At 65.6% G+C, this 25,855-nt stretch carries 33 protein-coding genes; 28 read left to right on the top strand and 5 right to left on the bottom strand.

Going from position 1 to position 25,855, the window contains the following annotated elements; genetic code table 11:
- Positions 1-108 precede the first annotated feature (108 nt).
- The 15 genes from ACT53M_RS11575 to ACT53M_RS11505 all read left to right on the top strand — a co-directional run bounded on the left by ACT53M_RS11575 (position 109) and on the right by ACT53M_RS11505 (position 12,924).
- Entirely contained in the window at positions 109-2,526 is a 2,418-nt protein-coding gene (locus ACT53M_RS11575) for an HAD family hydrolase (protein WP_476233510.1), read from the top strand.
- Complete coding sequence (locus ACT53M_RS11570) at positions 2,523-3,353, top strand: class I SAM-dependent methyltransferase (RefSeq protein WP_476233508.1); 831 nt, start codon at positions 2,523-2,525, stop codon at positions 3,351-3,353. Before ACT53M_RS11575 ends, ACT53M_RS11570 begins: the two co-directional genes overlap by 4 nt.
- An 80-nt stretch (positions 3,354-3,433) precedes the next feature.
- On the top strand, positions 3,434-4,318 hold the full coding sequence (motA, locus tag ACT53M_RS11565; RefSeq protein WP_476228954.1) for a flagellar motor stator protein MotA: 885 nt from the start codon (positions 3,434-3,436) through the stop codon (positions 4,316-4,318).
- A 7-nt stretch (positions 4,319-4,325) separates the two neighbouring features.
- Positions 4,326-4,613, top strand: coding sequence for an STAS domain-containing protein (locus tag ACT53M_RS11560; RefSeq protein WP_476233507.1), 288 nt, complete (start codon positions 4,326-4,328; stop codon positions 4,611-4,613).
- A complete protein-coding gene (locus ACT53M_RS11555; RefSeq protein WP_476228952.1) occupies positions 4,610-4,975 on the top strand; it encodes a response regulator in 366 nt (121 codons plus the stop codon). Before ACT53M_RS11560 ends, ACT53M_RS11555 begins: the two co-directional genes overlap by 4 nt.
- Entirely contained in the window at positions 4,972-7,206 is a 2,235-nt protein-coding gene (locus ACT53M_RS11550; RefSeq protein ID WP_476233505.1) for a chemotaxis protein CheA, read from the top strand. The genes ACT53M_RS11555 and ACT53M_RS11550 overlap by 4 nt, the downstream gene beginning before the upstream one ends.
- The gene (locus ACT53M_RS11545) at positions 7,203-7,694 is read left to right on the top strand and encodes a chemotaxis protein CheW (RefSeq protein WP_476233503.1); all 492 of its coding nucleotides are present in this window, start codon (positions 7,203-7,205) and stop codon (positions 7,692-7,694) included. The genes ACT53M_RS11550 and ACT53M_RS11545 overlap by 4 nt, the downstream gene beginning before the upstream one ends.
- Entirely contained in the window at positions 7,691-8,578 is an 888-nt protein-coding gene (locus ACT53M_RS11540) for a CheR family methyltransferase (RefSeq protein WP_476233501.1), read from the top strand. The genes ACT53M_RS11545 and ACT53M_RS11540 overlap by 4 nt, the downstream gene beginning before the upstream one ends.
- Entirely contained in the window at positions 8,578-9,621 is a 1,044-nt protein-coding gene (locus ACT53M_RS11535) for a protein-glutamate methylesterase/protein-glutamine glutaminase (protein ID WP_476233499.1), read from the top strand. Before ACT53M_RS11540 ends, ACT53M_RS11535 begins: the two co-directional genes overlap by 1 nt.
- Positions 9,622-10,011, top strand: coding sequence for a response regulator (locus ACT53M_RS11530; RefSeq protein ID WP_476228947.1), 390 nt, complete (start codon positions 9,622-9,624; stop codon positions 10,009-10,011). It abuts the gene before it with no gap.
- On the top strand, positions 10,011-10,535 hold the full coding sequence (locus tag ACT53M_RS11525) for a chemotaxis protein CheD (RefSeq protein WP_476233497.1): 525 nt from the start codon (positions 10,011-10,013) through the stop codon (positions 10,533-10,535). Before ACT53M_RS11530 ends, ACT53M_RS11525 begins: the two co-directional genes overlap by 1 nt.
- Positions 10,535-10,870, top strand: coding sequence for a hypothetical protein (locus ACT53M_RS11520; RefSeq protein WP_476233495.1), 336 nt, complete (start codon positions 10,535-10,537; stop codon positions 10,868-10,870). Before ACT53M_RS11525 ends, ACT53M_RS11520 begins: the two co-directional genes overlap by 1 nt.
- A 1-nt stretch (position 10,871) precedes the next feature.
- A complete protein-coding gene (locus tag ACT53M_RS11515) occupies positions 10,872-11,720 on the top strand; it encodes a flagellar motor protein MotB (RefSeq protein ID WP_476228944.1) in 849 nt (282 codons plus the stop codon).
- A 7-nt stretch (positions 11,721-11,727) separates the two neighbouring features.
- Complete coding sequence (locus ACT53M_RS11510; protein ID WP_476233493.1) at positions 11,728-12,183, top strand: hypothetical protein; 456 nt, start codon at positions 11,728-11,730, stop codon at positions 12,181-12,183.
- 102 nt (positions 12,184-12,285) lie between these two features.
- Positions 12,286-12,924, top strand: a complete 639-nt coding sequence (locus ACT53M_RS11505; RefSeq protein ID WP_476233492.1) for a PilZ domain-containing protein — start codon at positions 12,286-12,288, stop codon at positions 12,922-12,924.
- A gap of 352 nt (positions 12,925-13,276) precedes the next feature.
- Here the strand turns inward: ACT53M_RS11505 and fliP are convergent, their stop codons facing one another.
- From fliP to ACT53M_RS11490, 3 genes are read right to left on the bottom strand one after another with little or no spacing between them, the layout of a single operon-like run.
- Positions 13,277-14,023 carry a flagellar type III secretion system pore protein FliP gene (gene fliP, locus ACT53M_RS11500; RefSeq protein ID WP_476228941.1) on the bottom strand — a complete coding sequence of 249 codons (747 nt, stop codon included), beginning with the start codon at positions 14,021-14,023 and terminating at the stop codon, positions 13,277-13,279.
- Complete coding sequence (locus tag ACT53M_RS11495; RefSeq protein ID WP_476233491.1) at positions 14,016-14,615, bottom strand: FliO/MopB family protein; 600 nt, start codon at positions 14,613-14,615, stop codon at positions 14,016-14,018. The genes fliP and ACT53M_RS11495 overlap by 8 nt, the downstream gene beginning before the upstream one ends.
- Entirely contained in the window at positions 14,615-14,851 is a 237-nt protein-coding gene (locus tag ACT53M_RS11490; RefSeq protein ID WP_476228939.1) for a FliM/FliN family flagellar motor switch protein, read from the bottom strand. The genes ACT53M_RS11495 and ACT53M_RS11490 overlap by 1 nt, the downstream gene beginning before the upstream one ends.
- 114 nt (positions 14,852-14,965) lie before the next feature.
- Between ACT53M_RS11490 and flgC the strand changes: the two genes are divergently transcribed.
- The 9 genes from flgC to ACT53M_RS11445 all read left to right on the top strand — a co-directional run bounded on the left by flgC (position 14,966) and on the right by ACT53M_RS11445 (position 22,104).
- Positions 14,966-15,373 carry a flagellar basal body rod protein FlgC gene (flgC, locus tag ACT53M_RS11485; protein WP_476233490.1) on the top strand — a complete coding sequence of 136 codons (408 nt, stop codon included), beginning with the start codon at positions 14,966-14,968 and terminating at the stop codon, positions 15,371-15,373.
- A 14-nt stretch (positions 15,374-15,387) separates the two neighbouring features.
- On the top strand, positions 15,388-15,708 hold the full coding sequence (fliE, locus tag ACT53M_RS11480; protein ID WP_476233488.1) for a flagellar hook-basal body complex protein FliE: 321 nt from the start codon (positions 15,388-15,390) through the stop codon (positions 15,706-15,708).
- Positions 15,708-15,971, top strand: coding sequence for a flagellar biosynthetic protein FliQ (locus ACT53M_RS11475; protein ID WP_476233487.1), 264 nt, complete (start codon positions 15,708-15,710; stop codon positions 15,969-15,971). Before fliE ends, ACT53M_RS11475 begins: the two co-directional genes overlap by 1 nt.
- Positions 15,968-16,726 carry a flagellar biosynthetic protein FliR gene (gene fliR / locus ACT53M_RS11470; protein ID WP_476233486.1) on the top strand — a complete coding sequence of 253 codons (759 nt, stop codon included), beginning with the start codon at positions 15,968-15,970 and terminating at the stop codon, positions 16,724-16,726. Before ACT53M_RS11475 ends, fliR begins: the two co-directional genes overlap by 4 nt.
- A complete protein-coding gene (gene flhB / locus ACT53M_RS11465) occupies positions 16,726-17,796 on the top strand; it encodes a flagellar biosynthesis protein FlhB (protein WP_476233485.1) in 1,071 nt (356 codons plus the stop codon). Before fliR ends, flhB begins: the two co-directional genes overlap by 1 nt.
- A 113-nt stretch (positions 17,797-17,909) precedes the next feature.
- Entirely contained in the window at positions 17,910-20,003 is a 2,094-nt protein-coding gene (locus ACT53M_RS11460) for a TonB-dependent siderophore receptor (protein WP_476233484.1), read from the top strand.
- A 9-nt stretch (positions 20,004-20,012) separates the two neighbouring features.
- Positions 20,013-20,309: a ketohydroxyglutarate aldolase gene (locus ACT53M_RS11455; protein ID WP_476228932.1), complete on the top strand. Its 297-nt coding sequence runs from the start codon at positions 20,013-20,015 to the stop codon at positions 20,307-20,309.
- Complete coding sequence (locus ACT53M_RS11450) at positions 20,306-21,793, top strand: PepSY-associated TM helix domain-containing protein (RefSeq protein ID WP_476233482.1); 1,488 nt, start codon at positions 20,306-20,308, stop codon at positions 21,791-21,793. The genes ACT53M_RS11455 and ACT53M_RS11450 overlap by 4 nt, the downstream gene beginning before the upstream one ends.
- A complete protein-coding gene (locus ACT53M_RS11445; protein ID WP_476233481.1) occupies positions 21,790-22,104 on the top strand; it encodes a DUF3325 family protein in 315 nt (104 codons plus the stop codon). Before ACT53M_RS11450 ends, ACT53M_RS11445 begins: the two co-directional genes overlap by 4 nt.
- A gap of 15 nt (positions 22,105-22,119) precedes the next feature.
- Here ACT53M_RS11445 and ACT53M_RS11440 read toward each other — a convergent pair whose 3' ends face one another.
- Entirely contained in the window at positions 22,120-22,536 is a 417-nt protein-coding gene (locus ACT53M_RS11440; RefSeq protein WP_476228929.1) for a flagellar assembly protein FliX, read from the bottom strand.
- Positions 22,537-22,633: 97 nt separating this feature from the next.
- Between ACT53M_RS11440 and ACT53M_RS11435 the strand changes: the two genes are divergently transcribed.
- The 4 genes from ACT53M_RS11435 to ACT53M_RS11420 all read left to right on the top strand — a co-directional run bounded on the left by ACT53M_RS11435 (position 22,634) and on the right by ACT53M_RS11420 (position 25,228).
- Positions 22,634-23,722, top strand: coding sequence for a flagellar basal body P-ring protein FlgI (locus ACT53M_RS11435; protein ID WP_476233480.1), 1,089 nt, complete (start codon positions 22,634-22,636; stop codon positions 23,720-23,722).
- Positions 23,722-24,036, top strand: coding sequence for a rod-binding protein (locus tag ACT53M_RS11430; protein WP_476233479.1), 315 nt, complete (start codon positions 23,722-23,724; stop codon positions 24,034-24,036). The genes ACT53M_RS11435 and ACT53M_RS11430 overlap by 1 nt, the downstream gene beginning before the upstream one ends.
- Entirely contained in the window at positions 24,033-24,458 is a 426-nt protein-coding gene (locus tag ACT53M_RS11425) for a flagellar protein FlgN (RefSeq protein ID WP_476233478.1), read from the top strand. Before ACT53M_RS11430 ends, ACT53M_RS11425 begins: the two co-directional genes overlap by 4 nt.
- Positions 24,459-24,718: 260 nt before the next feature.
- Positions 24,719-25,228, top strand: coding sequence for an FxDxF family PEP-CTERM protein (locus ACT53M_RS11420; protein ID WP_476233476.1), 510 nt, complete (start codon positions 24,719-24,721; stop codon positions 25,226-25,228).
- A 212-nt stretch (positions 25,229-25,440) separates the two neighbouring features.
- Here ACT53M_RS11420 and ACT53M_RS11415 read toward each other — a convergent pair whose 3' ends face one another.
- A complete protein-coding gene (locus tag ACT53M_RS11415; protein ID WP_476233475.1) occupies positions 25,441-25,854 on the bottom strand; it encodes a flagellar basal body protein in 414 nt (137 codons plus the stop codon).
- Position 25,855 lies beyond the last annotated feature (1 nt).

Below are 25,855 nucleotides of genomic sequence, written 5' to 3'. Positions count from 1 at the left end.
CTCCTTTGGCTCTTCTACCATTCTAGGAAGATTTTGCCGCCCTGGGTTGCGCCCATCCTATAAGATTCATGCGTCCCACGATGCGGGCGCATTCCAGGGACAAAAGCATTGGCCGATTTCATCCTTCCGCAGGCGATGCCTTCCGCGCTCGACGGGCGCGGTCCGCTCAAGCTGCTCTCGCTCGACTGTTTCGATACGCTGCTGTGGCGCGACACGCATGCCCCGCGCGACATTTTCGATGCGCTGCCGGGCATCACCTGTCCGCAGCGGCAATGGGCCGAACAGCGCGCCCGGACTGCCAAGGCCGTACGGTGCAAGCAGAATGAAGTGTCGATAGGCGAAATCTATCGCGAGCTGTTCCCGCACGGCGACGATACCGTCATCGAAGCCGCCATTCAGGCCGAGCTGGATGCGGAGGCGCGCCATTGCTTTGGCTTCGTGCCCACCATCGACCTGATGCGCGAGGCGAAGCGGCGCGGCCTGGGCGTCATCATCGTATCCGATACCTATCTGGACGAAGCCCAGCTGCGTACCCTGATCGCGCGTGCGGCCGGCGACGATGTCGCCGCGCTGATCGACCGGCTGTTCTGCTCGTCCGTCTATGGTCGGTCGAAGGGCGAAGGCCTATACGAATATGTGCTGAAGGAAGTGGACGCCCAGCCCTTCCAGATCCTGCACATCGGCGACAATCCGCATGCCGACGTGACCGGCGTAAAGCCGTTCGGCGTGCAGACGCTGCATCTCAAGCAGTTCAGCGAAGCGACCGAACAGCGGCTGCGGCTCGAATCCTCGACCAGCGCGATCCTCCACCCGCGCAACCCCGGCATTATCGCCGCGCAACAGCCGCACCGCGCCGCACTGGCCGCAGTCGAGCCTGCCATCACCGACGATGCCGAAGCGTTCGGCTTTTCGGTTCTGGGCCCGATCCTGCATGCCTTCGAACGCTGGCTGCAGGCCGAAGCGGCCGCGCTGCAGGCAGAGCGCGGCGGCACGGTCCACTGGCTGTTCATGATGCGCGACGGCCAGTTGCCGATGCTGGTCCATCAGGCGAGCGGCCACCCTGCCCCCGGCCACCCCGCGGAGATCAGTCGTTTCACCGCCACCGCATCGTCGCTGACCAGCGAGGCGGCGATCGATCGCTACCTGCAGTTCGAACTGTTCAGCGATCTCCGCGCAGTGACACGCCAGTTGCTGCTGCCGCCGAACGAAGCGGCGCTGGTGCTGAAGGATGTGCCGAAGGAAAAGGGCCGCGGCGCCGCGTTCCTGCGCGCGATCCACAAGCCGCAGCGGCTCCGCCAGATTATCCAGAAGAGCAAGGGCTTCGCCGATCGGCTGGTCAACCATGTCCGCACCATGGTGCAGCCGGCGCCGGGCGATACGCTGATGCTCGTCGACCTGGGCTATAACGGATCGGTCCAGAACGATGTCGACACGCTGCTCAGCACCCGGCTGAACGTTCATGTCGCCGGCCGCTATCTGTTGCTGCGCGAACAGTTCCGCAGCGGCTTCGACAAGAAGGGGCTGATCGACGGCGAGGATTATGACGCACACACGCTGGAGGCGATGTGCGCCAATGTCGCGGTGTTCGAGCAGGTCTGTACCGCAGCACAGGGTTCGACCGTCGACTACAAGGCCGACGGCTCGCCGATCCGCAAGGGCAACAGCATCAAGGCGCGCCAGAACGAGGTCCGCGACCGCATCCAGCAAGGCTGCGTCCGCTTCGAGCACGAACAGGCCGCTGTGCGCGTGCGCGGCGGCACGGTCGATGAACTGCCCTTGTGGCGGCGTATGGCCGCGTCGGTCATGGGCCGGCTGATGTACCTGCCGCTGCCGAACGAGCTGGCCGTGGTGTCGGACTTCGAACACGACATCAATCTGGGCGTGGACGACACCGTCGCGCTGTTCGATCCCGCGATCGCGAAACGCGGGCTGCGCCAGCGCGGGCTGTTCTACATGAAGGGCTCGGAGCGGATGTATCTTCCCGCCGAGCTGCACGGCGAGGGACTGGCGCTGAAATTGTCGCTACTGTCGCACAAGCGTTTCGGCCTGCCGCTCAAATATGCCGATTTCGTCGACAGCTCGATCCCGCTGCCGCTGATCGTCGCCGATGGCACCAATGTGTCGACCGGCACCGTGACCGCGACGCCGACGCATGACGGCTATTATCTGGCACCGATCCCGATCGGCGATTGCCGCTTCTCGATCGGCGTCCAGTTCGGCCAGCTGTTCGACTGGGTGCAGGTGGAAAGCGCCATCTTCATGCCGGTCGAGAATTTCCTGAGCGAGCAGCAGCGGCCGGGCAAGGACGAGCGCGAGGCGCTGCCCACGCTGGAAGGCATGGCGCAGATCGCCCCGTACCTGTTCCACTGCGAGAACGAATTTTCCTTCATGATGGTGCCGCCGCCCAAGCGCGTCGACGACCGGCCGATGATGCTCGCGCTGGTGTTCCGCCCCATCGCCCCTCGCCAGCCCGCCGCGCCGACGCCCGCGCAGCAGCTTGTCCATGCGCCGGGAGTCAAAGCGTGACCAATTTGCTGATCCATTCGATGACCGAATTCTGGGACATCATTCTCGCCACGCTGCAGGCAGCCGAAGTCCGTTCGATTGCCGAGGTCGGCGCCGAATTTGGCGGCACCAGCCAGCATCTGGCGGCCTATGCGCGCGTGACCGGCGGATCGCTGACCAGCATCGACCCTGCGCCGAAGCAGGAGTTTCTCGACTGGGCGGCGCACACGCCGGAGGTCCGCCACATCCCCCTGCCCAGCCTGGAAGCGATCCCGACGCTGGGCGGCATCGACGCCTGGGTGATCGACGGGGACCATAATTACTACACCGTGTTCAACGAGTTGCAGATGGCAAACGCGCTGGCGGTGCGGGACGGGCGGCCGCTGCTCGCCTTTCTGCACGATGTCAGCTGGCCCACCGGCCGCCGCGACATGTATTATGCACCGAACCGGATTCCCGCGGAACATCGCCATCCGCACAGCTTCGATGCCGGCATCACGCTGGGCAATCCGGGGATGCTGCCGCCCGGCCACGGCTTTCGCGGTGCGGGCCATTTCGCCTTCGCGCTGCACGAGGGCGGCCCCAGAAACGGCGTTCTGACCGCGGTGGAGGATTTCCTCGACCAGCGCCGCGAGGCGGGCGACAAGCTGGCCTATGCGCATGTGCCCGCCGTGTTCGGCATGGGCGTGCTGTTCGACGCCACCGCGCCCTGGGCCAGCCGCGTCGCCGACATCGTCGTGCCCTGGCACAATAATGCGCTGCTCAGCACGCTCGAGCTCAACCGGCTGCGCAATTATCTGGCGGTGATCGAGTGGCAGGATCGCGAGCGCGACCGCCTCGCTGCCTAAGCAGTTTCCCAGAACCACACTTCGCTTCCGAAACCATCCTATAATTCTGGAAAGACCCAGGGAAAGACTTTGAGCCCGTCATGCTGAACGCCGTTGGATTCATCATCATTCTTGGATGCGTGTTCGGCAGCTTCATCATGTCGGGCGGCAAGTTCGGCATCATTGCCGAAGCGCTGCCGCACGAGCTGATGGCGATCGGCGGCGCGGCCGTGGGTGCCTTTATCGTCGGCAACTCGATGGCCACGGTGAAGAAGGCCGGCGGCGGGCTGATGCGCGCGTTCAAGGGCGGGCGCTGGAAAGCCAGCGACTATACCGACCTGCTGACGCTGATGTTCACGCTGCTTTCGACCTTCAAGAAGGGCGGCGCCACCGGCATCGAACCGCATCTCGACAAGCCGGAGGAAAGCACGCTGTTCCAGCCCTATCCCCGGCTGCTCAAGGACCATCACCTGATCGAGTTCATCTGCGACTATCTGCGGATGATGACGGTGAATTTCGAGGATCCGCATCAGCTGGAATCGGCAATGGAAGCCGATATCGAGAAGCACCACCACGAAGAGGCGCATCCGCAGCATTCGCTGCAGCTGATGGCCGACGGCCTTCCCGCCATCGGCATCGTCGCCGCCGTGCTGGGCGTCATCAAGACCATGGGCTCGATCGATCAGCCTACCGAAATTCTGGGTGCCATGATCGGCGGCGCGCTGGTCGGCACCTTTCTGGGCGTGCTCCTCTCCTACTGCGTGGTGGGGCCGCTCGCATCCAAGCTGCTGGAAACGATCGACGCCGATTCCCAGCCCTTCAGCATCGTGAAGACCGCGATTGTTGCCTACGCCCAGAACCAGCCGGTGCAGGTAGCCATCGAGATCGCACGCCGCATGACGCCGTCTGCGTTCGCGCCGACCTTCCAGCAACTCGAAACTGCTCTCGACGAGGCGAAGAATGGACTCACCCCTGCCACTGCCTGAGGCCGAAATGGACGGCGTGCTTTTGCTGCCCGCCCATGGCACCACCGTCACTGCGACGGAGCTGCACACGCGGCTCGTCCAGGCGCTCGAAGGCGATGATCCGATCGAAATCGATGCCTCGCAAGTCGAGAGCGTCGGTCAGGCCGTGCTGCAGCTGCTCGTGGCTGCGCGCGTCGAGGCCGAACATGCCGGCAAGCCCTTTTCCATCCTCACCCCCAGCACTGCCTTCACCGATCGCGTGACCAGTTGTCGTCTTGCGGCCGCGATCGGGATCGAAACCGGAGACGTTCAGTGACCAAGCTCATCCTTACCGTCGATGATTCCGCGAGCATGCGCATGCTCCTGAAGACGTCGCTGACATCGCAGGGCTTTCGCATCGAAAGCGCCAATGACGGGCAGCACGGGCTGGAGCGCATGCATGAAGTGAAACCCGACCTGCTCATCACCGACATCAACATGCCGAAGATGGACGGTTTCGAGCTGATCGAAGCGGTGCGCGCCGTGCCCGAATTCAAGGGCACGCCGATCCTGGTGCTTTCGACCGAATTTTCGGACGAGAAAAAGGCGCGTGCGCGTGAAGCAGGCGCGACCGGCTGGATCACCAAGCCGTTCGAAGCCGTCAAACTGGGGGCGGCGATCCGCCGCGTCTGCCCGTGAGCGACGATTTCGACGATATCCAGGCGATCTTCTTCGAAGAGTGCGCCGAAGGTCTGACGACCGCTGAGGAAGGTCTCTCCGCGATGCAGGCGGGCGACCTGTCCGCCGAGACCATCGCCGGCGTGTTCCGCGCGATCCACTCGATCAAGGGCGGCGCAGGCGCATTCGGCCATTCGGACCTGACCGCCTTCGCGCACAAGTTCGAGAATGTGCTCGACGAAGTGCGCGCCGGCAAGATCGTGCCCACCCCGGGCGTGATCCGCGTCATGCTCAGCTCGTTCGACGTGCTGTCCGACCATGTCGAGGCCGCGAAAGGCAATTGTCCGCGCCCGAACGACCAGGCCGCGCTCGACCTGCTCGAACAGGTGCTCGCCAATAAAGGCGTGCCTGATGGCGACGCGGCGCCGGCCCCGGCCGCACCTGCTCCCGCCGCCCCGGCTGTCCCCGCTACCCCGGCCGCGGCCGCGGCCGAGGAAGAGGACGAGTTCGGCTTCCGCCCCGTGCTGGTGTCGCTCGACGAAGTCGAAGCCGTCGCCGAGCCCGTCGCCGCCGAGCCCGCAGCAAGCAGCTGGACGATCCGGTTCAAGCCGTCGCGCGCCGCGCTGGCGAATGCCGGTGAGCCGCTGCTGACCATCCGCGAGCTCGAAGGTCTGGGCGCCGTGGTCGAAGCCGTCGAAATGGCGGACCTGCCGGCGCTGCGCGGCCTCGATCCCGAGGACAGCTATTTCACCTGGGTGCTGAGCATGCCCGGCGAAGTCGCCCAGGGCGACATCACCGACTGTTTCGACTTTGTCGCACCGGATTCGGTGATCGAAGTCACGCGCAACGAGGAAAAGGCCGCGGCGGCCCCCGCCCCGGCTGCCGAAGAGGACGAAATCCCCTTCGTTCCCGTGACGGCGCTGGTCGAAGACTTCGCCATCGAAACGCCTGCGGCCCCCGTGGCGCCGGCGCCTGCAGGCAATGTCGCCCCCTTCCCGACACCGGCAGCAGACCCTGCCCCGGCGGCGCCCAGGCCCGCTGAGGGCAATGTCCCCGCTGCCAAGCCGGGGAGCGAAGCGGCACAGACGATCCGCGTCGATCTGGGCAAGCTCGACCTGCTGCTCAACCTGGTCGGCGAGCTGGTGATCCGCAACTCCATTCTGGCCGACCGGCTTTCGCCGGCCGATCGCCAGCGCGTGGAGCTGCCGGAACTGGCGCGGCTCACCCGCCAGATCCAGGACAATGTCATGTCGCTGCGCGCCCAGCCGATCCGGCAGGCCTTCAGCCGCGTGCCGCGCATGTTGCGCGATCTGTCGGCCGAAACCGGCAAGCAGATCAACCTTGAGACCAGCGGCGAGACGACCGAAGTCGACAAGGGCGTGATCGAAAAGATCGGCGATCCGCTGACGCACATGATCCGCAACGCTGCGGACCATGGCCTGGAAAGCACCGAGGAACGTATTGCCGCCGGCAAGTCGCCCGAAGGTACGATCCGCCTTTCCGCCGAACAGAAGGGCGCGCGCATTCTGGTGCGCGTGCAGGACGACGGCCGCGGCATCAACCGCGAGCGGGTACGCGCCAAGGCGGTGGAAAAGGGTATCATCCATCCGGATGCCCAGCTCACCAACGAGGAAATCGATCAGCTGATCTGCGCGCCGGGCTTCTCGACTGCCGAAAAGATCTCGAACATCTCCGGCCGCGGCGTAGGCATGGACGTGGTCCGCTCGAATGTGGAAGCCTTGGGCGGCCGCGTCGAGATCCACTCGGTTCCTGGCGAAGGAACCACCTTCACCATGATCCTGCCGCTGACGCTGGCGATCCTCGACGGCATGATCGTGCGGCTTGCGGGCCAGCGCTTCGTGCTGCCGCTGACTCATGTGCTGGAGACGATCCAGCCCGAGCCGGGCCAGGTGAAGCGTACCTCGCCGGACACCGAAGTGATCGACATGCGCGGCGAATATCTGCCCGTGAAGCGTGCGACCGAAATCTTCGGCCTGAACGACGATCGCGCGATCGAAGACTCGCTGGTGGTGATCGTCGAAAGCGAAACCTCGGGCAAGGTCGGGCTGGTGGTCGACACCATCGATGATCGCCGCGAAGTGGTGATCAAGAGCCTCGACCAGAACCTGCACCCGATCCGCGGCCTGGGCGGCGCGACCATCCTTGGCGATGGCTCGATCGCGCTGATCCTCGACATCGACGCGCTTGTTTCTTCTCCCTCCCGCTATACGCCGAAAGGACTCGCCGCATGAGTACCGTAGAAACCGCAGGTGACCGCAAGATCGTTACCTTCTCGCTCGCCAAGCAGATTTTCGGGATCGACATGAGTGCGCTCATCGAAATCCGCGAATGGGACGAACCGACCCCGCTGCCGAACGTGCCGAGCTTCATCAAGGGCGTCACCAACCTGCGCGGCAACGTGATCCCGGTCGTCGGCCTGGCCGAACGGCTGGGTTGGGAACCGAGCGTGTTGCATGCCCGCTCGTGCATCCTGGTGGTCAACATCATGGGCAAGCAGGCCGGGTTCCTGGTCGATGAAGTCAACGACATCGTCGGCATCAACGCCGGTGAAATCCAGCCCGCGCCGGAAGTGGAAACGCTGGAAGCCAGCGTGATCGCCGGGCTCGTCCGCATCGCCACGCGCGCCAAGGACGGCACGCGCGACGAAAAGGGATCGATGGTACTGCTGCTCGACCTCGACGCGCTGAGCCTGACCAAACATCTGGATCTCGCGGCATGAGCCCCGCCGGGGGCGCCGCCGTGGCGCCCGCCGGCGTCGCGAACGGAGCGGCGGCGACGCAGGCGGCGGCGGAACTTACCCACCGCGACTTCCTCGCCATCGCCGCGATCATGCACGAAGATGCCCGCATCGCACTCAGCGAGGCGAAGACCACACTCGTCCAGTCGCGGCTCGCGCGGCGGCTGCGCAAGTTCGGTCTCGCCCGGTTCTGCGACTATGTCGATCTGGTCCACAACGATCCGGAAGAACGGCATGCGATGGTGGTCGCACTGACCACCAACCACACGCATTTCTTCCGCGAGCCGCACCATTTCGATCATTTTCGCGAACATGTGCTGCCGGTGCTGAAGCGAAAGCAGGGTCCGATCCGTATCTGGTCGGCCGGCTGCTCGTCCGGGGAAGAAGTCTACACGATCGCGATGTGCCTGCTCGGGCCGGACCGGTCTTCGGCCAGTTGGGTGCGCCATGCGGACGTGCGGCTGCTCGCCACCGACATCTCGCCGCCGGTGGTGGAAGCGGTGCAGCGCGGCTTCTATGCCGATCAGGCGGCAGCCGGGGTTCCCGAACCCTATCGCTCCACCTGGATGCGCCCTGCCGAAGGCGGGTTCATGATGGCGGACGAGGCACGCCAGCTCGTCACGGCGCGCGTGCTGAACCTGTTCGAAGCGTGGCCGCTCAAGGCAGCCTATGACGTGATCTTCTGCCGCAACGTGATGATCTATTTCGGTGATCCGGCAAAGGAAGAGCTTGAACAGCGCTTCGTCGAACAACTCGCACCGGGGGGCCACCTCTACATCGGCCATTCGGAACGATTGATCGGTCCTGCCGCCCCCCGCATGCGCTCCTGCGGCCACACCATCTACCAGAAACCGGAGAACCGGTGATGAAGCCTGTACGCACCCTGATTGTCGATGACAGCGCCTCGATGCGCGCGACGCTGAAGCGGATGCTTGCATCCGATCCGGAAATCGAAGTCGTCGGCATGGCGCCCGAGCCGTTCGCCGCGCGCGAGATGATCAAGACGCTCAATCCCGACGTATTGACGCTCGACGTGGAAATGCCAGGCATGGATGGCCTGTCGTTCCTTGAACGGATCATGCGGCTTCGGCCGATGCCGGTGGTGATGTGCTCGACACTCACCGCGCGCGGTGCCGAAGTGACGATCGAGGCGCTGCGCCTGGGCGCGGTCGACTATGTCACCAAGCCGAGCGGCACGCCGGAAGACATTGAACGCGACGCCCAGCTGCTATGCGACAAGGTAAAGGCCGCCGCACGGTCGGTGGCCCGCGCCGGGCCGCAGCGCCTGCCCGCCCAGCCCAGCGCTGGCGGTGGTAGCGCTGGCGGCCAGGTGATCGCGATCGGATCGTCGACCGGCGGTGTCGAGGCGCTGTTCTCGCTCCTGCCGACGCTGCCTGAAGACTGCCCCCCGATCCTCATCGTCCAGCACATGCCGGCGACCTTCACCCGCAGCTTTGCGAGCCGGCTCGACTCCGAATGCCGCATGAAAGTCGTGGAAGCGACCGATGGCGATCAGGTGCAGCGTGGAACCGTCTATATTGCTCCTGGAGGGGAGCGACACATGGAGCTTTCAGGCGGGGCCAACGGCCGCATCCGGCTGCTGCCGGGCGATCCGGTGACCGGCCACCGCCCTTCGGTCGATGTGCTGTTTCGTTCCGTGGCCAGGCTTGGCCGGTCGGGGGTCGGCGTGATCCTGACCGGCATGGGCAGCGATGGCGCACACGGGCTGCTGGCGATGCGCCAGGCCGGTGCGCGCACGCTCGGCCAGAGCCGCGAGACCTGCGTCGTGTGGGGCATGCCCCGCGCGGCACAGGAAGTCGGCGCGGTGGAAAAGGAATGCGGTTTATCCGCGATGCCGGAGGCAATCCTGAAGGCGTGTCGCGAAACGAGTAAAGTTGGGAGCGTCTAAATGCCCGCTGCATCACAGATCAAGGTCATGGTCGTTGACGATCAGACCAGCATGCGCGCCATGATCCGACGCGCACTGCAGGATCTTGGCTTCAAGGATGTGCGCGACAAGCCGAGTGCGGTCGAGGCGCTTTCTTCGGTCAAGAGCGACCGCGTGCATCTGATCATCTCCGACTACAACATGCCCGACATGGACGGGCTGCAGTTCCTGGAGGCGGTGCGCGCGGACCCGGTGATCGGCAAGACGGTGTTCATCATGCTCACCGGATCGGCCGACCGCGAGGTCGTGCAGAAAGCGGCGGCGCTCGGCGTCAACAATTACGTCGTGAAGCCCTTCGCGCCGGCGGCGCTGAAGGAAAAAATCGAACGTGTTTTCGGTGAGCTGACCTGATGCGCAGAGTATCCATCGTTCAGGGCGAAAATGCCGTCATCGCCGAACCGCATGTCGTCGTATCGACGCTGCTGGGAAGCTGTGTGGCCGCGTGCCTGTACGACCCCGTCGCCAAGGTCGGCGGCATGAACCATTTCCTGCTCGGCGAGCCCGGTGCCGACCACAAGGTCTCGGGTGCAGACATGGCCCGCTACGGCGTGCATGCGATGGAACTGCTGATCAACGGCATGATGGCCAAGGGCGCATCGCGCTCACGGCTGCAGGCGCACCTGTACGGCGGCGCCAACATCATCTCGGGACTGGGAGGAATCGGCTCGTCCAACGCAGCCTTTGCCCGCCGGTTCATGGAAACCGAAGGTATCTCGATCGCGCATTGCGACCTGGGCGGGACGCTGGCCCGCAAGGTGGAATTCCTGCCCCATGAGGGCAAGAGCCGCTGCACCAAGGTTGCCGAGCGCGTGCCCGAACGTCCGGTGGCACCGCCGCCGCTGCCCGCCGCTGGCGGAGAGTTGGAGCTGTTCTGATGTCGTGCCTTCCGCTGTCTTCCGGTTCCGGTGCCCCCCAGCCCGTGCCCGGCTACGATCCGTTCTCGACCGTGCTCCACGCCGTGATGGCGCGCGAGATCCGCGAGATCCGCGAAAAGCTGGAGGGGCTGGCGGAAGTGCTGGTCGGTGACGAGTATTTCTGCACCTCCTACCTCGAGCAGTTGCAGTCGTTCGACTATCTGATCCAGCATTCCGACGAGTGCGTGAACCTGCTGGAGCGGATCGCGAACGGCGAGGATTCGCTGTCGGCGATCAGCCATGTCCGGCTGGGCGCCGTGCAGGATCGCCTGCGTTCGGCGCTGGGAACCGCCTGACATGGCAAGCGGGGGGAACAACCACCGGCCGATCATCGTCAAGAAGGTCAAGAAGGTCGCCGGCGGCCACCATGGCGGTGCCTGGAAGGTCGCCTATGCCGACTTCGTGACGGCGATGATGGCTTTCTTCATGCTGCTGTGGCTGATCGCCAATCCCGACAAGGATCGGCTGAAGGGCCTGGCCAAATACTTCTCCCCGACCATTGCAGACAGCGCCCCCGCCACCCCGGTCAGCAATACCGCGCCGGGCGCGGGCGGGCCCACGCGCCGCTCCGAAGCCGATCCCAGCCCCGCCAAGGGCCAGCCGACCTTTCAGGCGGCGACGGCGGGCAGCGCGCGCGGGGGCACCGCCGATGTGCCGGCGACGATGCGCGTGCTCGCCTCCGAACTGCAGGTGGCGCTCGACGCGACGCCGCAGAGCCAGGGCAAGAAGAGCACCGACATCCAGGCCGATCGCCAGGGCCTGCGCATCACGCTGATGGACACCGACCAGCAATCGATGTTCAAATCGGGCACCGCCGAAATGAATCCCTATGCGCGTGCGCTGCTGGCGCGGGTCGCCGGCAAGATCGCCCATAGCGGCGCGCAGATCGCGATCGAGGGCCATACCGATGGCGCCGGCGGGCAGAGCGATGCCAACTGGCTGCTTTCCGGCCAGCGTGCGCTCGCCGCCCGTTCGGCACTGATCGCGGGTGGCGTGACGCCGGATCGCTTTGCGGAAGTCGTGGCGATGGGCGCCACCAAGCCGGTCTATCCCGATCAGCCCAGCCGCCCGGAGAATCGTCGCATCAGCATCGTGCTGAAGGGCGAGACGTCGGCCCTGCCCACCGATTCCAGCTTCAAGTTCTGAGCGCGTCGTGAAGAAGATCCTCTTCCTCGTCATCGTCCTGCTGCTCGGTCTGGGCCTGGGCGGCGGTGCCGCGTTCGGAACCATGCAGGTGCTCGGCATCGGCGCAGGCCCTGCCAAGGCGAAGACCGAAGCGGACGCCGAAGACAAGAAGCCGCTGAAGTTCGTGCCCACCGGCAAGATCCTGACGCCGCTCGTCTATCCGGACGGGCATCTCGCCGGCTATGCCAATTTCGAGATCCAGCTCCAGGTCGACGAGGCCAAGGCCGATTTCGTCAGCGCCCGGATGCCGCTGCTGCTCCATGCCATCAACATGCGGACCTATCGCACGCCGATGACGGCAGGCCCGGACGGCATGCTGCCCAATCTCGATACCTTCCGCACCGTGGTCCAGGGCGCCGCCGCCGAAGCCTTCGGCAAGGACGTCGTGCACAAGGTCGCAGTGACGGCGGCAACGCCCGCCTGAACCCTGCCTGGATAAATACCGGGTCACACCACCCCGCGCCTGCATCTTCCTATAAATATTAATGGGGCAATGAGCCCCGCCGTTCCGCCTGGGAGACATGCCGTGCGTGCAGCCGAGTCCGATACGTCCTTCTCCGCCCCGCTGGGCAACTGGGCGGACCGTGCGCCCCGCACGGTCACGACGCTGCTGGTCGGCAAGCTGACCGCCAATGGCGGCGGCGAGCATCTGTGCCGCGTCCGCAACCTCTCCGCCTCGGGCATGATGATCGAGGCGCAGCACGCGCTCGGCTATGGCCAGTGGGTATCGGTCGAGCTGCGCGACGGCCAGCGCCTGCAGGGCAATATCGTGTGGTCCAGCGACGGCCGCGCCGGCGTGCACTTCGCCATGCCGGTCGACGTGGAGGAAGTACTGGCGGCGGCCAAGGGCAGCTCGCCCAGTGCCCGGCTGCACCGCGCCGTCCCGCGCGCACCCCGCTTCACCGTCGATTGCGCTGCGCGTCTGGCCTGCAAGGGCGTGCCGATCCATGCCCGGCTGGAGAATATCTCGCAGAGCGGCGCGCGACTGCGCCTGTCCGGCCAGCCCGATCTCGACCAGGTAATGACCGTAACCATCCCGGGCCTGCCCCCGCGCGCCTGCGCGATCCGCTGGTACCGCGACGAGGTGGCCGGCATCGCCTTTATCGACATGATCCCCTATGCGGAACTGGCCGCCTGGCTCGGCAGCCAGGGCGTCGCACACTAGGACCGGCGGCCGGTTTCATAGGACCGGATTGGCGCATCGCCTTCCCGCGAGGAAGGGGCGGCCGCGCTTGGCGGCTCCTCCCAAATCCAGTTCCCCCTGCTCGCAGCAGAGCTATCGTATTTGGCGCCTTCGCTCCCCTCCCTGAAAAGGGAGGGGCCGGGGGTGGGTGCGCGCGTCTGCGCGCGCCAAAAGACTCTGCGCCTCGTTGCCGCGAGTCCCGCCGCCTGACGGCGGCGGACCCACCCCTAACCCCTCCCTTGCAGGGAGGGGAACCCATGCGTTCGCGGCTTTATTCGACACATGCGATTGCCCGCACTGCGAGTCAAACGCGCCACCCACATGCGCTCGGCCCCTACCCGCCCGTCGCGAAGCTCTTCACCAGCGAACCGGCGACCAGCGCCCAGCCATCGACCAGCACGAAGAAGATGATCTTCATCGGCAGCGATATCGATGCCGGCGGCAGCATCATCATGCCCATCGCCATCAGCACCGCCGACACCGCCATGTCGATCACCAGGAACGGCAGCAGCAGCAGGAAGCCTATCTCGAACGCGCGGCGCAGTTCGGAAATCATGAAGGCGGGCGCCAGCGTGCCAAGTGGCGTTTCGGCGCGCGTCGCGATCTTCTTGCCGCCCATGTCGGCGAACAGCTTCAGGTCGCTGTCGCGCACCTGCCCCAACATGAACTGGCGAAACGGCTCGGCGGTGCGGTCGAACGCCTGCGCCTCGGTCAGCTTGCCCTTGGTGTAAGGGTCGACGCCTTCGTTCCACGCCTTCTCAAAGGTCGGCGCCATCACGAAGAAGCTGAGGAACATCGCGAGGCTGATGATCACCGGGTTGGGCGGCACGCCCTGCGCACCGAGGCCCGTGCGCAGCAGCGACAGCGCCACTACCATGCGGGTGAAGCTGGTAACGGTCATCAGCAGGCCCGGCGCAAGGCTGAGCACCGTCAGCATCACGACCAACTGGATCGCGCGTGCCGAAAGCGGCCCGTTGCCGCCCAGATTGATGGTCGTGCCGCCGGGCGCTGCTGCCTGGGCATGCGCCGCAAGCGGCAGCATCACCAGCAGCAGTGCAGCGGCAACCAGCGCTTTACGCATCGAGCGCCTCGCGCAGGGCGCGCTTGTTCCAGCGCGTGGTATTGCGCGGCGCGCGGGTGCGCTTCGCCGCCGCACGCGGCTTGGGCGCCGGCAGCGGATCAATGTCGTTCGCCGCGACCAGCGCGAAGGCGGGTGCGGCTTCCTCGACCATCGCCGCTTCCGGCGCAGCCTCTTCAGACTCGGCCGGCTTTTCGGGGCGTATGCGGTCCACCATCGCGCGGAAATCAAGCTTGCCGGCAAGCTTGCCCATGCCGGCCTTCAGCGCGGCGAAATCATCCTCGACCTTGGCGGGCACCGGCGGCGCATCCTCGGGCTCGGGCGCGGCCGGCGCGGCGATGCCGGTTTCCAGCGTCGCATGGCCTTCGGGGCCGATCAGGATCAGATGTTCGCAACCGTCGCGGCGGATCAGCGCGACCGAACGCTTGGCGTCCACCGCCAGCCGTTCGACCAGCTCGACGCGGCGGCGGCCGGTGCCGGAAACGCGGCCCGGCAGCTTCAGGTCATAGCGGCGCACCGTCCACAGCGCGCCCGCCAGCATACCCAGCACCAGGCCCAGCGCACCCAAAGTGCGCAGCATCGACAGCAGGTCCATCAGTGACGCGACTTCTTTACGAGTTCAGAAATTTCGAGCGACATTACTTCGCCGTCGACCAGGATGCGGCCCTTGGCGACGAGTTCGCCGTTCACATAGACAAGGCTGGGATCGTCCTGCCCGCAATCGAGCGGGATCATCGCGCCGCGGCTCATCTGCAGGATCTGCCGGATGGGCAGATCGGCCGAGCCGAGCACCACCGACATCTCGATCGTAATTCCCTCGAGTACCGACATAGGTCTCCCTTTCTTTAAGACTTATAGGAACCTTTTTTCCGCCCCCGCGGCCCGGCCCGGCAAAAATTGCCTACAATGGGAAAAGACGGCCGCGTTGGCCGCGGAGGTACCAGCATGGATTTGGATTCGTCGCTGAGCGTTTCGGCGTCGGGCCTGCGCGCCCAGTCGCTGCGCATGCGCGTGATTGCGGAAAATCTGGCCAACCAGGACTCGGTGTCGGACACGCCGGGCGGCAATCCCTATCGCCGCCGCGTCGCCAGCTTCACCGCAGAACTGGACCGCGCCACCGGCGGCACAGGCGTTAAGGTGAAGTCGATCGAGACCGACAAGTCCGATTTCGTCCGCGTATATCAGCCGGGCCATCCGGCGGCCGACGCCCAGGGTTATGTGCTGAAGCCCAATGTCAACGGGCTGATCGAGACCGCCGACATGAAGGCGGCGCAGCGCAGCTATGAAGCCAATCTCAACGCCATCGAAGCGGCCAAGAGCCTGACGATGCGCACCATCGACCTGCTCAAATAAGGGGATAGCACGCCATGTCCATCGGGGCTCTCGACGCAACTTCCGCCTATGGCCGGGTCGCCCGCGTCGGCGGCAGCATCGGCAAGACCGGCGCAACCGACAGCAGCGGCGAAAGCGGCGGCGGGTTCGGCGCGATGGTCGAAAATCTGGTGACCAGCACCGCCGACCAGATGCGCACCGCCGAAACGGCTTCTGCCAAGCAGGTTGCCGGCAAGGGCGACCTGATCGACGTCGTCACCGCGATCGGCGCGGCCGAAACCGCGCTCGACACCATGGTGGCAGTGCGCGACCGCGTGGTCGGCGCCTATACCGACATCATGCGCATGCAGATCTGATGAGCGCCGGCGAGCTCATCACCCTGACCGAGGCAGCGCTGATGCTGATCCTCACGATCGTGGGTCCGCTGTTGCTGACCTCGTTGGTCGTGGGCGTGTTCATCGGCCTGCTCCAGGCACTGACGCAGATTCAGGAAACCACCCTCACCTTCGTGCCGAAGCTGATCGCGATGGGGCTGGTGTTCCTGCTGATGCTGCCGACGATCGGCCAGGCACTGAGCAAGTTCATGGCGACGATCAGCGACCTGATCATTCACGGATGACCATCCCCCCCGATCTCGAGCTGACCGTCGCGGCGTTCTTCATCCTGTTCGCCCGGGTGGGCGCCGTGCTGATGCTACTGCCGGTGTTCGGCGAAGATGCGATCCCCGGCCGTATCCGGCTGATGATCGCCTTTGCCATGTCGGCGGCGCTCTATGGCCTCATCGGCCCCCCCGCACGCGCTGCAGTAGAGGCCGGCGCGATCTTGCCCGCGGTGCTTCTGAGCGAGCTGGTGACAGGGCTGGCGATCGGCATGATCGTCAAGATCCTGTTCTTCGCCATTTCCATGGCCGGATCGATCGTCAGCATGCAGATCGGCCTTTCCTCCGCGGTGATGTTCGACCCCTCGCAGGCCAGCCAGACGCCGGTGCTGTCGAAGCTGGTCGGCATCGTCGCGGCGCTGGCCTGTATGGCGATGCAGGTCCATCATCTCTGGATCGGCGCGATCATCCACAGCTATCAGAGCTTTCCGATCGGCGGGCTCCCGCCGATGCATGATTTCGCCCAGCTGGCGGTTGCGGCCGTGGGCCGATCGATGACGCTCGGCATCAGCCTGGCCGCGCCGTTCCTCGTCTATGGCATCGTCTTCAACGTCGCCCTGGGGCTAGCCGCGCGGATTTCGCCGGCGATCCAGGTGTTCTTCATCGCGCAGCCGCTCAACCTGCTGCTCGGCATCGCCCTGGCGGCCGCGACGATCGGCACGATGCTCACTGTCTTCACCCAGTCGATGGGCGATGCGATGCAGAGTAGCTGGTAATGGCCGACGGCGGCGATCAGGAAGACAAGACACAGGAACCGACCGAGAAGAAACTCTCGGACGCCCGCGAACGCGGCGAAGTGCCGATGGCCCCCGAAATGCGCCACGCCGCGATGTTTGTCGCGGCGCTGGTGGTGATGGGCGGGCTCGGCACCTACACCATCCAGCGGATGGCGACGCTGTTCGTCCGGCTATGGGGCAGCGCCGACGATTTCCGGCTGACGCCCGAAGGCGGGCAGGATTTCGCCACCGGCTTTCTGCAGGCTGCCGCGCTGGCGCTGGCGCCGATCCTGAGCGCGCTGTTCGGCTTCGCGCTGCTCGGCGGCGTGCTGCAGGGCCGGCCGATGATCGCCTGGAGCCGCATCGCGCCCAAATGGTCGAAGCTCAATCCGGTCAGCGGCGCCAAGCGGATGTTCGGCAAACAGTCGCTGGTCGAATTCGGCAAGACGCTCGCCAAGCTGTGCGCGGTGTGCTGGATCGCGGCGGTGGTCGCCTGGCCGCATATGGCGGGGCTCGACCGGCTGGTCGGCGCCGATCTGATCGCCACCGGCGGCGCGACGAGCGAGATCGTTCACGCCATGCTCCGCCCGATCGCCACGCTGGTCGGCGCGCTCGCGCTGTTCGACTTCATCTGGCAGCGCCGCGCCTTCATGCAGAAGATGCGGATGAGCCTTCAGGAAGTGAAGGACGAATACAAGCAAAGCGAAGGCGACCCCAAGATCAAGGGCAAGATCCGCAGCATGCAGATGCAGCGGGCGAAGAGCCGGATGATGGCCAATGTGCCCAAGGCCAGCGTCGTCATCACCAACCCGACCCACTATGCCGTCGCGCTTCAGTACGACCATGGCGCCATGGCGGCACCGGTCGTGGTCGCCAAGGGCGTCGACGCGCTGGCGCTGAAGATCCGCGAGATCGCCACCGCCAACAACATTCCGCTGGTGGAAAACCGGCCGCTTGCCCGTGCGCTATATGCCAGCGCGGAAATCGACCATCCGATCCCGGTAGAACATTATGCCGCGGTCGCGGAGGTCATCAGCTACATCCTGCGCATCGCCCGCAACCGCCGCTGATTACCGCCGCGCGCGACGCCGCAAGGCATCACAAGTGATAATGAGATTGACTCGCAATATCGTATTCGTCTACGGCCACTCCCCACAAGCAAAAGCAAAGGGAAACCGCAGACATGCACCTGTCGCCGCGCGCCGCGCTGCTCGCCACCGCTCTCCTTCTCCTTCCCTGTCCGGCCTGGGCCGGTCCGGGTAACGACAGCTCGAGCGACGACCAGCAGCAAACCGAAGTGGTGGTAACAGGCGTTGCGGCGCAGCAGACCAAGAGCGCAACCGGACTGTCGCTGAGCCCGCGAGAGACTCCGCAGTCGATCACGATAGTCGACCAGCAGCGCATCCGCGATTTCGCACTGACCAACATCAACGACCTGCTCGACCAGACGGTGGGCATCAATGTCGAGCGCGTGGAGACGGACCGCACCTATTATAATTCCCGCGGCTTCGACATCACCAGCTTCCAGGTCGACGGAATTGGCCTGCCGTTTCCCTACGGCATCCAATATGGCGACCTCGACACCGCGCTGTTCGAGCGGGTGGAGGCGATCCGCGGCGCCAATGCGTTGATGACCGGGGTGGGCAACCCGTCGGCCACGATCAACTATGTCCGCAAGCGCCCGACCGACACGCTGCAAGCGACCGCAACGGCGCAGGCCGGCTCGTGGAATCGCTGGCGCGGCGAGGCGGATCTTTCGGTGCCGGTGACAGACACGTTCGCCGTCCGCGCAATCTACGCGCATGAGAGCCGCGACAGCCATCTCGACTATAACCACGTCAACCGCAACGTGTACGGCCTTATCGCCACATGGAAAGTGACGCCGCAGCTCTCCGCCACGGTCGGCTACAGCCGCCAGGACAACGACGCCGACGGCGTGCTATGGGGCGCGCTACCGCTCACCTACGCCAACGGCAGCCGCATCCCCTATGCGCGCTCGGCGACCACCTCGGCACCGTGGACCTATTGGGACACGACCGACCAACGCGCCTTCGGGGAACTCGCCTACGATCTCGGCAGGGGCTGGCAGGCCAAAGGTGTTTTCACCTATGCCAACAACAAGCAGCAGGCGCGGCTGCTCTACGCTTTCGGCGCACCGAACAAGGCAACCGGGCTCGGCATCGCGGGCCAGGTCGGCGCCTATCCGTCCGAAACCGACCAGTATCTCGGCGACCTTACCGCATCGGGGCCGCTCCACCTGTTCGGCCGCGAGCATCAGCTGGCCTTCGGCGTTTCGACCGGCCGGCTCGACAACCGCCAATGGCAGGGCCGGGGCAACAAACTCGTCGTCTATCCGGCGGTACCAAACCTCGGCGCCAGTGTGATCGCCGATCCGGGAACGGGGCCGCTCACGCTCGAGGCGAACAGCCGACTCGACGTAACCCGCGTCTATGGCGCGGCGCATCTGAACATCACCGATGAATTGAAGGCGATGGTCGGCGCCAGCGCGACGTGGCTCAAGGCTGCCGGAATCTCCTACGGCGCGAACCTGTACCGCAAGAACGGCGACGTCAGCCCCTATGCCGGCTTCACCTATGATCTCACGTCGAACCTCTCCTTCTATGCAAGCTATACCAGCATCTTCAATCCGCAGGACGAATCGGACGTGCGCGGCCGCCGGCTCGATCCGATCACCGGCAGCAGCATTGAAGGCGGGCTGAAGAGCGAGTGGTTCGGCGGCCGGCTCTATGCCACCGCATCGCTGTTCCGCGCCAGGCAGAAGAACCTGGCAACCGTGGCAGGACAGTTTGGGCCGGGCGATCCGGGCCAGCAGGGCACCAACTATTATCGGGGCCTCGACACCACCTCGCGCGGCTTCGAGATCGAGCTGGGCGGCAAGGTGACCGACAACTGGACGATCAGCGGCGGCTATACCGGGCTCGAGATCGAGGACAACGCCGGCAAGGCCGCGCGCGTATTCGTGCCCACCAAGAGCCTCAAGCTCGCCACCACCTATGCCGTTCCCGAACTGCGCGACCTCAAACTCGGCGCCCAGCTGCGCTGGCAGAACGAGGTCCGCAGCCCCGACTTCACCGTGACCCAGAATGACTATGCGGTGCTCGACCTGATGGGCAGCATTCGCCTGGTCGATCACGTCCGCGCCGCGATCAACGTCCGCAACGTGACCGACAGCACCTATCTGGGCAGCCTCATGTGGGGCCAAGCCTATTATGCCGCGCCGCGCAGCGTGCTCGGCAGTCTCACCTTCACCTACTGAGGCGAAACGATGGGCACGCCGCGTCGTTCTGGCTGGCGCTATCGGTCGAACATCGCGATCCGCGTGGTGGCCGGCAGCCTTGGGGCCTATCTCGTTGCCGCGTGCTTCGCGGCAGCGGCGGCCCGCACGCTGCCGATGGCCCGTATCGACGCGGTCGTGCCGGCGACGATGCTGGCGCTGGTCGTGGCGCCGGTCGTGACGATCTGGGCGTTCCTTGCACCCGGCCCGTTGCGCGCGCTGGGCGGCGTGGTTGCCGCCGCCGGCGCGCTGGCACTGATCGCCCGGGCTGCGGGGGCACCGGTATGAGCGCCGTACGCGACGGGGCGCGGCAGGTAATGGCTTGGTTGCACGGCTGGACCGGCCTGCTGCTGGGCTGGGTGCTGTTTCTCGTCTGCCTTGGGGGCACCCTCAGCGTGTTCAAGCCGGAGATCGGCCGCTGGATGCGCCCGGAATCGACCGCCACCACCGATCGCGCAACTGCGCTCGGCGCCGCCGGGCGCTGGCTGTCGCAGGCGGCCCCGCGATCGGCAGGCTGGTATCTGGTCCTGCCCAACACGCGGATGAACACGGTGGAGGCGACCTACGATCCCGGCACCGGCTTCGTCTATCGCGCGCTCGATCCCGTCACCGGCGCACCCGTCCCGCGGGAGACGCTGGGCGGCGAATTCTTCTACCGGCTACATTTCGAACTGCAGCTTCCCTTCCCTTGGGGGCGGCTGCTCGCCTCGATGGCGGCGATGATCCTGCTGCTGGGGCTCATCACCGGGATCATCGCACATCGCCGTATTTTCAAGGACTTCTTCACCTTCCGCCCAGCAAAGGGACAACGTTCCTGGCTCGACGGCCACAACGCGCTGGGCGTGCTCGCGCTGCCCTTTCACCTGATGATAAGCTTCACCGGGCTGCTGACGCTTGCCTCGCTCACCATGCCCTGGGCGATCGCCGCCAATTACAGCAGCGATTTCGCCGGCATGGGCAAGGAGTTCACACCGGGCGTCGTAAATCGCCCAGCCGTCGGCCGCCCCGCCCCGCTCGCCCCGATGGCACCGATGCTGCGCGAAGCCGAACACCGCTGGGGCGGTGCGCCGGTCGGGCGGGTGACGGTCGCCCACCCCGGCGATGCCGCCGCCGTCGTCACCCTGTTCCGCGCCGACACCGCCCAGATCGCCTATACGCCGGCGGAAATCAGCTTCGACGGCCCCACCGGCAAGCTACTGGCTGACTGGCGTGAAACGCGCCCGGCGCTGCAGACCTATGCCGTCGCCTATGGCCTGCACCTTGCGCGCTTCGCCCCGCTGCTGACGCGGTGGCTCTATTTCCTGGGCGGCGCCATGCTGACCATGGCGGTGGCGAGCGGCATGGTGCTTTGGATCGTGAAGCGACGCGAACGCGCACCACTGAACTGGGGTAACCGGCTGGTCGAGCGGCTCAATGCGGGCGTGCTGACCGGCCTGCCGATCGGCTGCGCCGCTTATCTGCTCGCCAATCTGGCGTTGCCGCCGGGCGTGGCGCACCGGGCAGAGGCGGAAGTGTCGTTCGCCTGCTGGACGGCGGGCATCGCAATCCTGGCCGGACTTGCCCTGCCGCCGCGACGTAGCTGGCCGATGCTGACCGGCGTGCTGGCGCTCGCCTGCCTGCTGGCCGGCAGCCTTGGGGGCCGGTTCGCCGATGCGGTACAGGCGGGAGTGAGCCTCGTACTGTTGGCAGCCGGCCTGGCTTTTACCGCCTTGGCCTGGCGGCAATGCCGTCCCGCCTCCGCGCCCCGCCGCGCCCGGGCACGGCCAGCATGATTGCGGCGGGTCTTGCCCTGATCGGCTTCTTCGCGATCGCCGCCGGTATGGAACGCCATGCAAAGGCGTTGCTCGGCCGCTGGCGGTCCGCCCGCATCTGCGCCCATCTGCCGTACCTTGGCGGCGGGATGCTCGCCGCATCGCTGGCGGCCGCGCTGTTTCGGCCGGACTGGCCGGTGGCGCTGGTCGGCTGGTTCGGCATGTTGCCGCTGGCGGCTGGCGTGATGCTGGTCGGCCTGAGCTATGACGTGTGGATCGCACGCGCCGCGGCGGTGTTGGGCCTGTTGCTGGTGGTTGCCGGCCTGCGCTGAGCGGTTGGGTGGCGCTCAGGCCTGGACGTCGAACTTCGCCAGTTCCACCCGCACGCGCAGGTCGATTTCGGAGAGGATCGAGGCGAGCACCGGATCGTCCGGCTTTTCGTAGCTCTGCGACCATTCCAGGATTTCCTGCAGCCGCCCGACGCTCGGCGCCCCGGCCACCAGTTCCTTGTGCAGCCGGTCGAGCGCGTCGATACCGCGTTCGGCATCTTTCGCCAGCTTGCGGCGGCGCTCGACGGCGGGATTGGTCGCGGCGATGGCCACCAGCAGCTGCACGGTCGGCACCGGCGTGGTGCCCGGACCGGCGAGCGGATGCGGCACCGGCGCGGGCGGTTCCTCGCCCATTACCGGGAAGCCGGACACGGACTTTGGTAACGCCGCCAGCAGGTTGCGTGCCATCATCGGGGTCAGGCTGTCGATCCGCACGAATTCAGTCCTCAGGAACCATGCTGCTCCTTATTATCCTATAAGAAGAGAAGTGATGTTTTTCCACTTGTTCCGAGGCTTTATGCACCGTCTGGCCATGCGCCTCCTACCCCTGATGCTGGCACTGGCGCCCGCCGAGCCGGCCATGGCGCAGACGCGGATCAAGGACATTGTCGATGTCGAAAATGTCCGCGAGAACCAGCTGGTCGGCTATGGCCTGGTGGTGGGTCTGGCGGGCACCGGCGACCGCATCCGCAACGCGCCCTTCACCGAGGAATCGATGCAGTCGATGCTCGAGCGGATGGGCGTGAACATTCGCGGCACCCAGATGCGCACCCAGAATGTCGCCGCCGTCTCGATCACCGCGACGATGCCGCCTTTCGCGCGCTCGGGCTCGCGGATCGACGTGCAGGTCTCGGCGCTGGGCGACGCCTCCAGCCTGCAGGGGGGCACGCTGATCGCCTCGTCGCTGCGCGCGCTGGACGGCGAAATTTATGCCGTGGCGCAGGGGCCGGTGGCCGTCTCCGGCTTCAAGGGCCAAGGCGCTGCGGCCAGCGTCAGCCGCGGCGTCACCACCTCCGCCCGCATTGCCGGCGGCGCGATCATCGAACGCGAAGTGCCGTTCGCGCTGCGCTCGGCCACCAGCCTCAAGCTCGCGCTGAAGAACCCCGATTTCGCGACCGCCGACCGCATCACCCGCGCGATCAACGGCAAGTTCCCCGGCGCCGCCGAAATGCTCGATCCCGCCACGGTGCAGGTAAAGGCCCCGCCGCAGTTCGCCGGATCGGTCATCGACCTCATCACCCAGGCCGGCGATCTGGAAGTGAAGGTCGATCAGGTCGCCAAGGTCGTGATCAACGAAGCCTCGGGCACCGTCGTGATGAACAACGATGTCCGCATCACCCCGGTGGCGATCGCCCAGGGCGGGCTGACCATCACCGTCAGCGAAGCGCCGCAGGTGTCGCAACCGGCGCCGCTCTCCAACGGCCAGACCACGGTGGTGCCGCGTACCCAGGTGCAGGTGAACGACGGCAACGGCGCCAGCCTGGCGATGGTCAACGGCGCGTCGCTCCAGTCGCTGGTCAGCGGCCTCAACAAGCTGGGCGTGTCGCCGCGCGACCTGATCACCATCCTTCAGGCGGTGAAGTCGGCCGGCGCACTCCAGGCGGAAATCGAGGTGCAGTGATGGCCGACATCACTCCCCTTCCCGCCGCCACTGCCGTCTCGGGCGCTGCTGCGACTGCGAAGCCGGTCCCCAAGGTGGACCCCAAAAACGCCCAGACCGCGCAGAATTTCGAAGCCGTGTTCCTCACCCAGATGACTCAGCTGATGCTCGAAGGTGTCGAGCAGTCGGGCGAGTTTTCGGGCGGGCACGGCGAAGAGATGTTCCGCGGCGTCCTCGCCGAAAAGCTCGGCACCGAAATGGCGCGCCGGGGCGGCATCGGCTTGGCCCCCAGCGTGCTTCAACAGATCATCAAGCTTCAGCAAGGACAGCCATGATCACGCAGCTGATCGACGCCATGGTTTCGCTCACGGCCCTGATGGAGGAAGAGAGCGAACGCCTCGCGCGCACCCCTTATATTCCCGAACTCGGCGAAATCGCGAATGCCAAGCTGCGCCTTGCCGGCAAGATCGAGGCGGAAGTCGCGCGAATGAAGCGCGAGCACCTCGACGACTGGCTCGAGGCGCTGGACCCGGAAGCCCGCGCGGCGCTGACCGAGGCGAGCCAGGCATTGCGCGATGCCTCGATCGTCAATTCTCGCATCCTGTCGCGCCAGATCGAGCTTTCCGCCGAAATGATGGCGGCGATCGCGGCCGAGGCGCAACGCCTGACCGGCAGCCGCAGCACGACCTATAGTGCGTGCGGCGGCATTGCCGGCATCGATGCGCCCGCGCCGATCTCGATCAACGCCAGACTGTAAGCAACTCGCTTACTTAAATTATATATCGTAGGTTCATTTGTATCATATTGAGCCTGCGGGTCTCGCTCGACCAGCCCATTTTCGCGTAAAACGCTAGGGATTTCGGGAACTTTAGGCGTTCATCGCGTTTTTGTCGCAGCGCGCAAATTAATGAATCCTAAATTTCCGTAACCATGCTATTAACCTGCGTGCAAAAGCGGATTCGGCAGCGGCGCGTTGGATGCGGCGTGTCCGCTGCTGCTGTAAGAGGGAGGCGTATTATGAAGTCTTTGAAGCTACTCGTCGCGGCGGGCGCGCTTGCAACCGGCCTGGCCGGCATCGCTGGTTCGGCTCAGGCTGCAACCACGTTCACCTGCGACACCACCCCGGGCGTCTGCACGTTTGACGGCACGACCGGCACGATCGCGAAGTTCGTCGCGCGGAAGACCACCGAGTCCGACATTTTCGAAATCGCGCTGGCTTCGGCCGGCACGCTCACGCTCACCTTCACCTCGGCGCAGGTGAAGTTCCTCGAAGCGTCGTTCAACGGCTCGCCCTTCACCATCGTGAAGAAGGCCGACAATGTGTTCAAGGTCGCGGCCGCGGGCACCTATGATCTGATGCTGAAGGTCCAGAACCCGTCGTCGGCGCAGTCGTCGTTCAGCGGTACGATCGACTTTGCTGCAGTGCCGGAACCGGCAACCTGGGGCATGATGCTGGGCGGCGTCGCGCTCGCCGGTGGCGCACTGCGCCGTCGTCGCGCGCCGAAGGCGAAGACGGCGCTCGCCTAAGCCCGTCTTTCCGGCATCCGGAGACGAAAAAAGGGGCGCCCGGCCTGGCCGGTGCGCCCCTTTTCTTTTGCAGGCGATGTGGTGCGGGAGGCGCACGCACTTTGTTCTCTTGCTCCCCCCTGCAAGCAGGGAGGGGAACATGTGAGGGTGAATCTCCATTCGCCACATGCAATTGCCCTGCCCTTACCGGGAGGGGGACAAGAGGTGGATTGTTACCCGTTCGCCTTGCCCAGCGCGGTCTTCAGCATCACCAGTTGCTTGCGGTACAGGTTGGTCATCGCGTTGAAGTCCGCCTGGACCTTGCCCATTTTCAGCAACTGGTCTTCCAGCGTGACATTGTTGCCGTCGGGCTTGGTTTCGGACACGTCCTTGTCGAGCACCACGCCCGCACTGATCGGCTGGATTGCGCCCAGCCGCTTCATGCCCGGCGTCAGTTCCACCGTCGGCCGCACCACGCCGCTGCCGGCACCATCGAGCAGCCCGGCAAAGCTCGGCTCGGACACATCGCGCGACTTGTAGCCGGCGGTTTCACTGTTCGCGATGTTCTGCGCAATCACCTGCTGGCGCTGCGACAGGTTCTTCATCCGGGTTTCGATCGCGGCAAAGATGGGGGGCATTTGCGACATG

It is taken from the genome of Sphingomonas sp. DMC6 (genome assembly GCF_056314225.1).
This window is presented reverse-complemented; position numbering and strand designations above follow the sequence as displayed.

Excerpts from the sequence above, each read along its gene's own strand:
- motA (WP_476228954.1), top strand. The coding sequence starts at position 3,434 with ATGCTGAACGCCGTTGGATTCATCATCATTCTTGGATGCGTGTTCGGC.
- ACT53M_RS11560 (WP_476233507.1), top strand. The coding sequence starts at position 4,326 with ATGGACGGCGTGCTTTTGCTGCCCGCCCATGGCACCACCGTCACTGCG.
- ACT53M_RS11545 (WP_476233503.1), top strand. The coding sequence starts at position 7,203 with ATGAGTACCGTAGAAACCGCAGGTGACCGCAAGATCGTTACCTTCTCG.
- ACT53M_RS11540 (WP_476233501.1), top strand. The coding sequence starts at position 7,691 with ATGAGCCCCGCCGGGGGCGCCGCCGTGGCGCCCGCCGGCGTCGCGAAC.
- ACT53M_RS11535 (WP_476233499.1), top strand. The coding sequence starts at position 8,578 with ATGAAGCCTGTACGCACCCTGATTGTCGATGACAGCGCCTCGATGCGC.
- ACT53M_RS11530 (WP_476228947.1), top strand. The coding sequence starts at position 9,622 with ATGCCCGCTGCATCACAGATCAAGGTCATGGTCGTTGACGATCAGACC.
- ACT53M_RS11525 (WP_476233497.1), top strand. The coding sequence starts at position 10,011 with ATGCGCAGAGTATCCATCGTTCAGGGCGAAAATGCCGTCATCGCCGAA.
- ACT53M_RS11520 (WP_476233495.1), top strand. The coding sequence starts at position 10,535 with ATGTCGTGCCTTCCGCTGTCTTCCGGTTCCGGTGCCCCCCAGCCCGTG.
- ACT53M_RS11515 (WP_476228944.1), top strand. The coding sequence starts at position 10,872 with ATGGCAAGCGGGGGGAACAACCACCGGCCGATCATCGTCAAGAAGGTC.
- fliP (WP_476228941.1), bottom strand. The coding sequence starts at position 14,023 with ATGCGTAAAGCGCTGGTTGCCGCTGCACTGCTGCTGGTGATGCTGCCG.
- ACT53M_RS11495 (WP_476233491.1), bottom strand. The coding sequence starts at position 14,615 with ATGGACCTGCTGTCGATGCTGCGCACTTTGGGTGCGCTGGGCCTGGTG.
- ACT53M_RS11490 (WP_476228939.1), bottom strand. The coding sequence starts at position 14,851 with ATGTCGGTACTCGAGGGAATTACGATCGAGATGTCGGTGGTGCTCGGC.
- flgC (WP_476233490.1), top strand. The coding sequence starts at position 14,966 with ATGGATTTGGATTCGTCGCTGAGCGTTTCGGCGTCGGGCCTGCGCGCC.
- fliE (WP_476233488.1), top strand. The coding sequence starts at position 15,388 with ATGTCCATCGGGGCTCTCGACGCAACTTCCGCCTATGGCCGGGTCGCC.
- ACT53M_RS11475 (WP_476233487.1), top strand. The coding sequence starts at position 15,708 with ATGAGCGCCGGCGAGCTCATCACCCTGACCGAGGCAGCGCTGATGCTG.
- fliR (WP_476233486.1), top strand. The coding sequence starts at position 15,968 with ATGACCATCCCCCCCGATCTCGAGCTGACCGTCGCGGCGTTCTTCATC.
- flhB (WP_476233485.1), top strand. The coding sequence starts at position 16,726 with ATGGCCGACGGCGGCGATCAGGAAGACAAGACACAGGAACCGACCGAG.
- ACT53M_RS11460 (WP_476233484.1), top strand. The coding sequence starts at position 17,910 with ATGCACCTGTCGCCGCGCGCCGCGCTGCTCGCCACCGCTCTCCTTCTC.
- ACT53M_RS11455 (WP_476228932.1), top strand. The coding sequence starts at position 20,013 with ATGGGCACGCCGCGTCGTTCTGGCTGGCGCTATCGGTCGAACATCGCG.
- ACT53M_RS11450 (WP_476233482.1), top strand. The coding sequence starts at position 20,306 with ATGAGCGCCGTACGCGACGGGGCGCGGCAGGTAATGGCTTGGTTGCAC.
- ACT53M_RS11445 (WP_476233481.1), top strand. The coding sequence starts at position 21,790 with ATGATTGCGGCGGGTCTTGCCCTGATCGGCTTCTTCGCGATCGCCGCC.
- ACT53M_RS11435 (WP_476233480.1), top strand. The coding sequence starts at position 22,634 with ATGCGCCTCCTACCCCTGATGCTGGCACTGGCGCCCGCCGAGCCGGCC.
- ACT53M_RS11430 (WP_476233479.1), top strand. The coding sequence starts at position 23,722 with ATGGCCGACATCACTCCCCTTCCCGCCGCCACTGCCGTCTCGGGCGCT.
- ACT53M_RS11425 (WP_476233478.1), top strand. The coding sequence starts at position 24,033 with ATGATCACGCAGCTGATCGACGCCATGGTTTCGCTCACGGCCCTGATG.
- ACT53M_RS11420 (WP_476233476.1), top strand. The coding sequence starts at position 24,719 with ATGAAGTCTTTGAAGCTACTCGTCGCGGCGGGCGCGCTTGCAACCGGC.
- ACT53M_RS11415 (WP_476233475.1), bottom strand. The coding sequence starts at position 25,854 with ATGTCGCAAATGCCCCCCATCTTTGCCGCGATCGAAACCCGGATGAAG.